At 67.1% G+C, this 8,996-nt stretch carries 10 protein-coding genes and 2 pseudogenes; 2 read left to right on the top strand and 10 right to left on the bottom strand.

Annotated elements, in window-relative coordinates; translation table 11 throughout:
• From ABZW74_RS22935 to ABZW74_RS22960, 6 genes and pseudogenes are all read right to left on the bottom strand, one after another.
• A pseudogene (locus tag ABZW74_RS22935) lies at positions 1-242 on the bottom strand (ClC family H(+)/Cl(-) exchange transporter); the annotation flags it as partial.
• Positions 243-256: 14 nt separating this feature from the next.
• Complete coding sequence (locus ABZW74_RS22940) at positions 257-730, bottom strand: hypothetical protein (protein WP_355279635.1); 474 nt, start codon at positions 728-730, stop codon at positions 257-259.
• A 62-nt stretch (positions 731-792) separates the two neighbouring features.
• Complete coding sequence (locus tag ABZW74_RS22945) at positions 793-2,058, bottom strand: acyl-CoA dehydrogenase family protein (RefSeq protein ID WP_355279637.1); 1,266 nt, start codon at positions 2,056-2,058, stop codon at positions 793-795.
• A 52-nt stretch (positions 2,059-2,110) separates the two neighbouring features.
• On the bottom strand, positions 2,111-3,553 hold the full coding sequence (locus ABZW74_RS22950) for a phosphotransferase family protein (RefSeq protein WP_240855078.1): 1,443 nt from the start codon (positions 3,551-3,553) through the stop codon (positions 2,111-2,113).
• A gap of 88 nt (positions 3,554-3,641) precedes the next feature.
• Positions 3,642-4,136, bottom strand: a complete 495-nt coding sequence (locus ABZW74_RS22955) for a MarR family transcriptional regulator (RefSeq protein WP_240855552.1) — start codon at positions 4,134-4,136, stop codon at positions 3,642-3,644.
• An 83-nt stretch (positions 4,137-4,219) separates the two neighbouring features.
• Positions 4,220-4,609 carry a nuclear transport factor 2 family protein gene (locus ABZW74_RS22960; RefSeq protein WP_355279640.1) on the bottom strand — a complete coding sequence of 130 codons (390 nt, stop codon included), beginning with the start codon at positions 4,607-4,609 and terminating at the stop codon, positions 4,220-4,222.
• A gap of 111 nt (positions 4,610-4,720) precedes the next feature.
• Here ABZW74_RS22960 and ABZW74_RS22965 point away from each other — a divergent pair.
• Positions 4,721-5,527 (top strand): annotated as a pseudogene (locus ABZW74_RS22965) (LysR family transcriptional regulator); the annotation flags it as partial.
• Here the strand turns inward: ABZW74_RS22965 and ABZW74_RS22970 are convergent.
• Entirely contained in the window at positions 5,450-6,328 is an 879-nt protein-coding gene (locus ABZW74_RS22970) for a hypothetical protein (RefSeq protein WP_308220999.1), read from the bottom strand. The pseudogene ABZW74_RS22965 and the gene ABZW74_RS22970 overlap by 78 nt on opposite strands.
• 11 nt (positions 6,329-6,339) lie before the next feature.
• A complete protein-coding gene (locus ABZW74_RS22975; protein WP_240855082.1) occupies positions 6,340-6,762 on the bottom strand; it encodes a CoA-binding protein in 423 nt (140 codons plus the stop codon).
• Between the two features lie 56 nt (positions 6,763-6,818).
• Between ABZW74_RS22975 and ABZW74_RS22980 the strand changes: the two genes are divergently transcribed.
• Positions 6,819-7,598: a sulfite exporter TauE/SafE family protein gene (locus tag ABZW74_RS22980; protein ID WP_355279643.1), complete on the top strand. Its 780-nt coding sequence runs from the start codon at positions 6,819-6,821 to the stop codon at positions 7,596-7,598.
• A 274-nt stretch (positions 7,599-7,872) separates the two neighbouring features.
• Here ABZW74_RS22980 and ABZW74_RS22985 read toward each other — a convergent pair whose 3' ends face one another.
• Together ABZW74_RS22985 and ABZW74_RS22990 are read right to left on the bottom strand one after the other, a co-directional pair.
• Entirely contained in the window at positions 7,873-8,196 is a 324-nt protein-coding gene (locus ABZW74_RS22985) for a hypothetical protein (RefSeq protein WP_355279645.1), read from the bottom strand.
• Positions 8,197-8,270: 74 nt separating this feature from the next.
• Positions 8,271-8,996, bottom strand: a 726-nt coding sequence (locus ABZW74_RS22990; RefSeq protein WP_355279648.1) for an FAD-dependent oxidoreductase, incomplete at its 5' end; no start/stop codon positions are given.

Genomic DNA, 8,996 nt, shown 5'->3' on the forward strand with positions numbered 1-8,996 from the left:
GCCGCACCCAACGCCGCGCCGCCTGCGACCACCACCACGGGAACGCACCAGGCAAGCGCTCCCGCCCCGTCGGCCCAGCGCACGAGGTCCTCGCGCCAGGCGTCGAGGTGTTCGAGCAACCAGCGAAACGCGCCACCCACGAATCCGGCGGCCACACCGGCGACCGCCGCTGTCAACGGCAATACCACCAGGTGACGGCGCGAGGGGTCCTGCTCCAACGCCTGGGAGTCGGGATCGTTCACCAGCCCGACCGACGTCAGCGGCGCAAGGCCGAGGTGACCCGGTCGAGGTCCTGCGCCTGTTGCTCCTTCGGCGCCTCCCACAGTTTGGTCGGGAGATCCTCGAGCACTTTGATTGCGGACTCCGCGGCGTCGAGAGCTTCGGTCTTCTCCTCGCCGTCACTTGCCGCAGCGGCGATGAGCCGATCGTCGAGCGCGAACACGGCGTCGTCGAGCCGATCCCGCGCTGCGATCAGCTCGTCGTCGTGCGCGATGCCCGGATTGTTGTGCACGTCGTTGATGGCATAGCGGATACGCCTGTGCAGCAACGCTTCCCGGCTGTTATCGGTGGCCCACGAGTCGGGCGCCCGACTCGGCTTGCCCGGGATGAGATCGGTCGACCGCGCGAACTTGCGGATGCGTTTGTCCGAATCGAACGCGAACCAGGCGGCACCGCCCAGAATGACGAGCGCCACGATCACCGTGACACCGATGACGATGGCCGCGATCATCGGGCGTTCCCCCGGTCCTGTGACCCCCGGCCCTGTGATTCAGACGACTTCATGACCCAACCCTACGACACTCCCTTGGGTGCCTTGCTCGACATGAACCCGAACAGATAGCCCGCGACGCGGCGCATCTGGATCTCGTCGGCGCCCTCGGTGATGCGGTAGCGACGGTGGTGCCGGTAGATGTGTTCGAACGGCTCGTGCCGGGAGTAGCCCCGACCGCCGAACACCTGCATCGCCTGATCCGCCGCGTCGCAGCACAGCCGATTGGCCTGGTAGTTGCACATCGACACCTCGGCCGACGCCGCGAAGGGCCCGTAGGTGTCCATCTTCCACGCGGTCTCGCGGATCAGCGCGCGCACCATCGCGCACCGCGTGTGCAGGTCGACGAGCGGGAACTGGATTGCCTGATTGGTGGACAGCTTCTTGCCGAACGGGGCGCGTTCGTTGGCGTAGTCCACCGCGCGATTGACGCAGTATTGCGCGGCACCGAGACTCGACGCGGCCTGGCGAATCCGATTCTCGTTGAAGAAGTGTTGAACCACCTGCAAGCCGGCCCCTTCGGCACCGAACACCGCCGAGTTGGGCACGCGGACGTCACGCAGGGTGATGTGCGCGTGATCGGTGGGCATGTTGAAGGTCCACAGATACTCGTCGACGGTGAACCCATCGGAATGCGGGTCGACGAGGAACGCGGTGATACCGCGGGCGTTGCCCGGTTCCCCACTCGTGCGAGCGAAGATGATGTCCCGTTGCGCGACATGGATTCCCGTGTTCCAGGTCTTCTCGCCGTTGATGATCCAGTCGTCGCCGTCACGGACCGCTGTGGTCTCCATGTACGTGGCGTCCGACCCGTGATCCGGCTCGGTGATGCCGAACGCGAAGAACTTGGTTCCGGCGGCGAGGCCGTCCACCCACTCGGCTTTCTGCTCGGGAGAACCGTACGCCAGCATCAGCAGCAGGCCGATGTTGTTGCCGACGATCGCGTGTTCGTTCTGCAGATCGCAGTGCAGGCCGAGTCCCTTCGAGGCCAAGTGTTCGCGGATGACGGCCATCGCCAGGTTCGAACCGTCCCGTCCGCCGTATTCGGCCGGGAACGGATACCGGAAGTGTCCTGCCGCGTCGGCGCGTCGGCGTGCTTCACCCAGCAACGCTTCCCATTCGGCATTGGGAAGTCCGCCGCGTTCCCAGTCGGTACGCGCATCCTCGCGGCGATGATCGAAGAATCGGATGTTGTCGTCTGCCTGCTCGAGCGGGACGATCTCGGCTTCGATGAAGACGTCGAGTTCGTCGAGATAATCACGCAGGTGGTCGGGTAGTGCGAAATCCACTGGGAAGACTCCTGATCGGGTTGTTGATTCTGCGGGTCAATTAACGCCGGCGTCAGGGATGCGGCACGGCGAAGTACTTCGGATTCGACACCATCAGCCGGGCACGCACGTCGGCGGCGATCGCCGCGCGGACGTCCGGGTTGTCGCCGTCGAGGGTTCCGTCGCGCAGTTTCGCGACGAGGTCGCGCTGATTCGCGACACCGAGGTCACGCAACCGGGCGGCACTGGCCGGCACCGATTCGGGCGCGGTGAGCAACTGGCGACGCACCACGTCGAGCACGTTGGCCGCGACCCGGGTGTGAAACCTGATGTGCGGCGCCATGTTCTCGGTGACGGGTGCCGACCGGAGGAAGTCGGCGACCGACTCCAGCAACTCGGGCGCAACGGGCGGCCCGAACGGATCCTCCCCGAATGGATGCTCCGGGTCGGCAGCTGCAGCGTCGAGGGGATCGGCGACCCGTTCGGGTTCGACGATGCCGAGATCGAGGAGCGCATCGAATTCCTGCTCCGCACTCCGCCTTCCGATGGCCGCCAGCTCCACGGAGCGTTCAGTGCCGTCGAGGTGCCGGTTCGCCTGCACCGCGCAGATGAGGCCCCACCGTACGGTCGCGAACAGTTCCCACCAGCGCAGTGCCGCGTCGGTCGGGCGCCAACCGGCCTCGGCTTCGTAGGCGTCGAGCAACTCGGCGCGCAGCCCCATCCCCGCCACCGGTTGCGGTGCGGAGAATCGCCACGCCTTGGCGCACAGCCACCCCAGATCCTCGACCGGGTCGCCGACGTGCGCCAGCTCCCAATCCAGCACCGCAGCAATACCTTCGGAGTCGATCATCAGATTGCCCAACCGGAAGTCGCCGTGTACCACGGTGACCTCCGGCGACGGTTCCGGCCGATTGCGGTCCAGCCACCCGGCGGCGAGAACCAAACCGGCCGGCATCTCGTCCCATTCCCTCGGGAACAATCCGGCGAGCGCCGCCAGCGGGTCCGGCATCGACGGCAGAACGCCCAAGCCGCTGCGGTCCATCCGATGGATTCTGGCCAGGATCTCCCCGGCCTGCCCGACAAACCCAGCACGAGCCGTCGCGTACTCGTCGTCGCGCAGAATGCGTCGCGGGATAGATTCTCCGACAACGAAGTTCATCACGAAGTACGGGTAGCCGAGAACACTCTCACCGGCGCCGAGCCCCGAGTCGAGCACCCGCGGGACCGGCACTCCGGCGGCGTGGGCCGCACCGAGCACCGCGGCTTCGATCCCGAGTCCGCCGTCGCCGGTTCGGGCCGACGGAACCGCCCGGACGATGACATTCTCGATCGCATCGGTGCTGCCGCCGCTCAGACCGACGAGGAAGGTGGTTCGGCTTGCACCGGCAGGCAACACCCGCGCCGACTGCGCCACGAGCGATCCATCCTGGGACAGTCGCGGCGCTATGCGGGCAGCCACCTCATCGGCGTCGGTCACCGCGCGCACCTCGAGTTGGTCGTCGGTCCGCTGATTCACCGTCACACCCCTCCGCACCCAGGGCGAATACCCCGATCTTGCGAAGCTAGCATGACGCCAATCACACCCACGTGGCGATGTGACCCGTTCAGTCGCGGGCCGCTTCGGCGCGCAGTGCCGCGGCGTTCACCCGCGTCAGCACGGAATGCAGTTCCTCGAGTTCGGACAGGTCGACACCGAGTTCCGCGACCACGGCGGGCGGAATCGCGAGCGCCTGTTCCCGCAGGTGCCTGCCGTCGTCGGTGAGTGCCACGTCGACGTTGCGCTCGTCATCGCCGCGGCGACGCCGGACGATCAGCCCCGACGACTCAAGGCGCTTGAGCAGCGGCGACAGCGTCGCCGAGTCGAGCTGCAGGGCGGTTCCGATGTCCTTGACCGCGCGCGGGTCGGTCTCCCACAGCGCCAGCATCACCAGGTATTGGGGGTGGGTGAGTCCCAGCGGATCGAGCAGTCGGCGGTAGATCCGCAGAACCGATCGATTGGCCACCGCGAGGGCAAAACAGACCTGCCGTTCGAGCGACAACGGATCATCTGCAGCGGCAATACTGCCCGCCACCGCCTCCTGATCGGCCACCACCGCCATCACCTCCGCTGCCATCACCTCAACTGGGGCGACGACCGCAGAAGTGCGGCCGTCGTGCACCAGTCTAGTGATTCGGTAGCGCGCTATCGATTGGGTTGGTCCGAGCCGGTGGACACGAACTCGGGTTGGTCGATGACGCGCACCCACGAGCCGTCGGCGAGGCGCGCCACGACCTGCGCCCGGGCGCCCGCACCGTCGCGCGGTGGTGTCGACGTGAGTGCCAGGTCATCACCGAAATAGAGTGTCGGGAGCGGGGTTTCGGGCACAAAGGTCGGACGGTGTTCAAGCACCGATGCCCAGAGTTCGCGGATGGCGGCCCGGCCCTCGGTGACGCTTCCAGGTGGATAGGCCATCACCGCGTCCTCGTGGTAGAGCCGGGCGACCGCGTCGGCATCGCCGGCGTTGGAGAACTGGACGAAGAGACGGGTGATGTCCTCGGGCGTACGAGCAACATATGTGGTGTTGTCGGTCATCGTGATCACTCCTTGGTGTTGGTGTCGATGTTCTGCTTCCACCTCCGAGGCTTCCCGGTCAGCCAGAAGAAGTCCAAGTAATGTTCTCGATTCTCCATATAATCTCCAGTTATGGAACTGCGGCAGCTCGAATACTTCACCGCGGTGGCCGACACGGGCAGTTTCACCGCGGCGGCGCAGCGCACCCACACCACGCAGCCGAACATCAGCGCGCAGATACGGGCTCTCGAACGGGAACTCGGCGCGGCACTATTCGACCGCGCCGGGCGTCGCGTCCGGCTGACCGATGCGGGCGCCGCTGCACTACCCGCGGCGCGTGCGTCCCTGCGGTCGGCGGATGCGATGGCCCAGTCGGTGGCCGACGTCAACGACCTCCTGCGCGGCAGTCTTGCGGTCGGCATGGTCGACGGATGCACCATGCAACCGCTGTTTGCTGCGCTCGGCCGACTCCACCGCGACCATCCGGCGATCGAGATCTCGCTGTCCGAGCAGGGCTCCGAGGACCTGATCAGCGCCGTCGGCAACGGCGACCTCGACATCGCGCTCGCCGGTCATGACGGTGACCTGCCACCCTCGCTCGAGTCGCTGACGGTGTTCTCGGAGCGGGTGGTGGCCGCGGCACCGCCGAATCATCCGGCGCTCGAGCACACCGCGTCAGGCGACGAACTGTCGCTCGACGACCTCCGATCCCATCACCTGATCTGCCTGCCCCGCGGCGCGGGAATCCGGACGACCTTCGATCGGGGCGCCCGCACCTTCCGGCCGGCGATGGAGGCGTCCTCACCCGACGCGATCCTCGAACTCGTCGCCGGCGGGTTGGGCGTCGGAATACTCAGTGAATCAATCGTTTCCGGGCGTCGCGACATCACCGGCCGGACGATTCGCGAGATCACCGAGCCGGCTGTCCTCGGCTTTGTGTGGCGCAGCGAGGCCAGCGCGGTGACCCGAGCCTTCATCGCCCTCATTCGTGACGCCTTCGGGATCCGACGCTGACTGCTCATCGGCCGTCTTGGTCGGGCGCCCCGCCACCCAGTCCTCGACAGTCATTCCCCATCGTCCGTACCGCGCGTCGAACTTCTCGGCCCGACGACGCGCGGCCTCTCGTTTCGGCGCCGAGTAGCGGCGACGCGCCCAGGGCGAGTCGGGCCGGGCCAACCGGATCGCACCGACCCAGGCGAGCGGCGGCACGAACGCGCCGACCACAGCCGTGGAGTATTTGCCCTTGGCGATGCAGCAGAGCAGGCAGGCGATGTTGATCGGCAGGTTCGCCGTCAAGACGACCGGTCCCAGTTCGAGACTCGAATCCTCGAGCGGATTGAAACCGAGCGTCGCCATGCCGAGTCCGGCCACCGTCAACGAGACCACCTGGACCGAGAGTTGGCCCTCCCGTGACCAATACACGTCCTTGAGGTGCAGGATGAGCGCGAACTCGTCGAGCACCAGCGACGCACCGACACCGATCATGATCGCGCTGATCTCGGCGGCCGGCGAACGCCCCGCCGCCGCCACCGAGACGAACGCCCCCACGATGGTCAGCACGATCCCGGGCACCGCGTGATGAATGTGTACGCCCCCGGAGACGTTGTCCCGGAAGGGACCTCGGCCCGCGCGAATCAGCCGCGTGATGGCCCGGGTGATCACAAAGGTCACCGTGAACGCCAGAAAGGCAAGGAACAGCGCCAATTGCCCGTCGGTCAGCGGGTCGTGGAGGCGGAACATGGCGGCACCGGTCAGCTGCGCGGCGCGCGCAGGCCGGTGCGACGCTGTTCGATGATCAGGCACCGATCCTCGACGTAGAGCAACCCGGCCGATTCGGCGATCTCCCGCGCCTCGTCGGATCGGATACCGAGCTGCAGCCACAGCGCGGTGGCACCCGAGGCGACCGCCTGTCGCGCCACCTCGGCACACTCGGGTCCCGGACGGAAGACATCGACGAGGCCCACCTGCTCGGGGACGTCGGCCAGCGTCGGATAGACGGTCTCGCCCACGATCTCCTGCGCTGTCGGATTGACCGGGATGATCCGCCACCCATGTTCCTGCATGTACGCAGGCACCTCGTTCGCCGCCTTCGCGGTGTTGGCACTCGCGCCGACCACCGTGATGGTGTCGTAGGTGGACAGGATCTTCTCGACAACGTCGTCGGTTGCGGTCATCGTCCGAGTGTAGAACCGGGTGTCGCCGGTGGGGAGCCACATGCGACGGTGGAGGGGTGACGCCCGTCGAACTGCTCGCCATCGCCATCGCCGGCGTCGGGGCCGGCGCCATCAACGCGCTGGTCGGCAGCGGAACCCTGATCACCTTCCCCACCCTGGTCGCCTTCGGTTTGCCGCCGGTGAGCGCGACGATGTCCAACGCCGTCGGCCTCGTCGCGGGCGGTGTGTCGGGGACATGGGGTTACCGACGCGAGCTCGAAGGCCAGTGGCCACAACTGCGCTGGCAGCTTCCCGCGTCCTTCACCGGCGCACTTCTCGGATGCTGGCTGCTTCTGCATCTGCCCGAGACGGTGTTCGAGGCCGTCGTTCCGGTGTTGCTGATCGGGGCACTGATCCTCGTCGTGATCCAGCCGCGCATCCAGCGCCGGGTGTTCGCACGCACTGGGCTTCTCCACGGCGAGCGGCTCTCGATGACACCGGCCCGCACCGCCGCGATGGTTGTCGCCACCTTCGCGGTCGGCGTCTACGGCGGCTATTTCACCGCGGCGCAAGGTATCCTGCTGATCGGCGCCCTCGGTGTGATCGTCCCCGACGATCTGCAGCGGATGAACGCCGCGAAGAACCTGCTCAGTCTCGTCGTCAATGTCGTTGCCGCCCTGGCATACTCCATCGTCGCCTTCGACCGCATCAACTGGACGGCCGCCGGACTGATCGCAGCCGGCTCCCTCGTCGGTGGCGTTGTCGGCGCCCGCTACGGAAGGCGACTGTCACCCAACGCCCTTCGCGGCGTCATCGTGGTCGTCGGGCTGATCGGGCTGTGGCGGCTGCTGAGTTGACTGACCGCCGATCGATCCTGGATCCGTGCCCGATATTCCGCACCGCTCGAGGTGCGTAGTTCCGCTGCCTGAGGTGCGAGGAGCGCTAGCGACGAGCCTCGAAGGCCTGGTGACTGTCGCTACCTGGTCGCCGAACTCCCCTCTCTCACCAGGCCCTTCGAGGCTCTCGGCTAGCGCCTCGAGCACCTCAGGGAGCGGATGGGGGCCTTCGGCTCAGGCAGCGGAATTCGGGGCCAGATCTACGTCCATGGATCCAGGCTCAGCCGGCGGCGCCTCACCGCCCCGACCGGTCACCCAGCAGCGCCATCCAGTACTCGTCGGGAACCGTCTCGCCCGAGCGCAACACGCGACCGAGTCCGATGGCCATGAACACGCCGAGGATGCCGAGCCACAGACCGAACAGCGCGATCGCCGTCCACGCAATGGCCACCGCGATCGGCCACGGATCGAGCGCCAATACGAGCGGCGCGAAGAAGAAGCCCAGACCGATGTACCAGCCCGAACCCGAACGGTCGCAGCGCAACACGACGCTCAGCCACCGCGGACTCGATTCGGTGGGCGGGCCGGTGGGTTGGCCAAAACGGTTGCGCCCGATCATGGTCGCCTCCTAGAGGTGATTTCGTCTACCCCCAGGGTCCTCCGGTCAAGCGCCGCGGTCCACTACCTCTCAGGTCATCGCGAGTACGGCTGACGTGCCGTCTCGGGATCTCCGTAGGTGATGGCGCGTTCCCGGCGCGAGTCGGTGAGAAGCGTTGCCGACCACGAGATCACCGTGCCCATCCGATTGCGGATACCGGCGAGGAAGGCGATGTGGATGACACCCCACGCCAACCACCCCAACGAGCCCGACAACCGGAGCCGCCCGGCCTGCACGACCGCCTGACGACGTGCGATGTAGGCCGCGTTGCCGAGGTCGCGGTAGTGGAACGGCGCACGGTCATGCTGGCCGTCGACGAGCCCGGCGATCACCGCGCCCACATGCCGACCGCCCTGCATGGCCACCTCCGCGACGCCCGGCAGGTCGTCGAGCGAGCTCATGTCGCCGACCACCCACACATTGTCGTGACCGTCGACCGACAGGTCCGGCCGCACCGGGATTCGGCCCGATCGGTCCTGGGTCACACCGAGCGCGTCGGCGAGCGTCTTTGCGAACGGCACCGCCTCGACGCCGGTGGTCCACAGGGTGGTGCGCGCCGGATAGCGGACCACCTCGTGCGTCGCCTTACTGGTGGTCTCGACGTAGTCCGCGCCGACACCGGTGACATGCACGCCGAGATGGGTCTCCACCCCGAGCCCATCGAGCGTGCGCTGGGCATCCGCGGACAGTCGCGCGTCGAAGCTCGGCAGCACCCGATCTCCGCCGTGCAGCAACAGGACTCGCGCGCGCTCCGGGTCGAT

Source organism: Gordonia sp. NPDC003585 (assembly GCF_040610755.1).
In the GTDB taxonomy this organism is placed as follows: Bacteria; Actinomycetota; Actinomycetes; order Mycobacteriales; family Mycobacteriaceae; genus Gordonia.

Excerpts from the sequence above, each read along its gene's own strand:
- ABZW74_RS22940 (WP_355279635.1), bottom strand. The coding sequence starts at position 730 with ATGATCGCGGCCATCGTCATCGGTGTCACGGTGATCGTGGCGCTCGTC.
- ABZW74_RS22955 (WP_240855552.1), bottom strand. The coding sequence starts at position 4,136 with ATGGCGGTGGTGGCCGATCAGGAGGCGGTGGCGGGCAGTATTGCCGCT.
- ABZW74_RS22960 (WP_355279640.1), bottom strand. The coding sequence starts at position 4,609 with ATGACCGACAACACCACATATGTTGCTCGTACGCCCGAGGACATCACC.
- ABZW74_RS22970 (WP_308220999.1), bottom strand. The coding sequence starts at position 6,328 with ATGTTCCGCCTCCACGACCCGCTGACCGACGGGCAATTGGCGCTGTTC.
- ABZW74_RS22975 (WP_240855082.1), bottom strand. The coding sequence starts at position 6,762 with ATGACCGCAACCGACGACGTTGTCGAGAAGATCCTGTCCACCTACGAC.
- ABZW74_RS22985 (WP_355279645.1), bottom strand. The coding sequence starts at position 8,196 with ATGATCGGGCGCAACCGTTTTGGCCAACCCACCGGCCCGCCCACCGAA.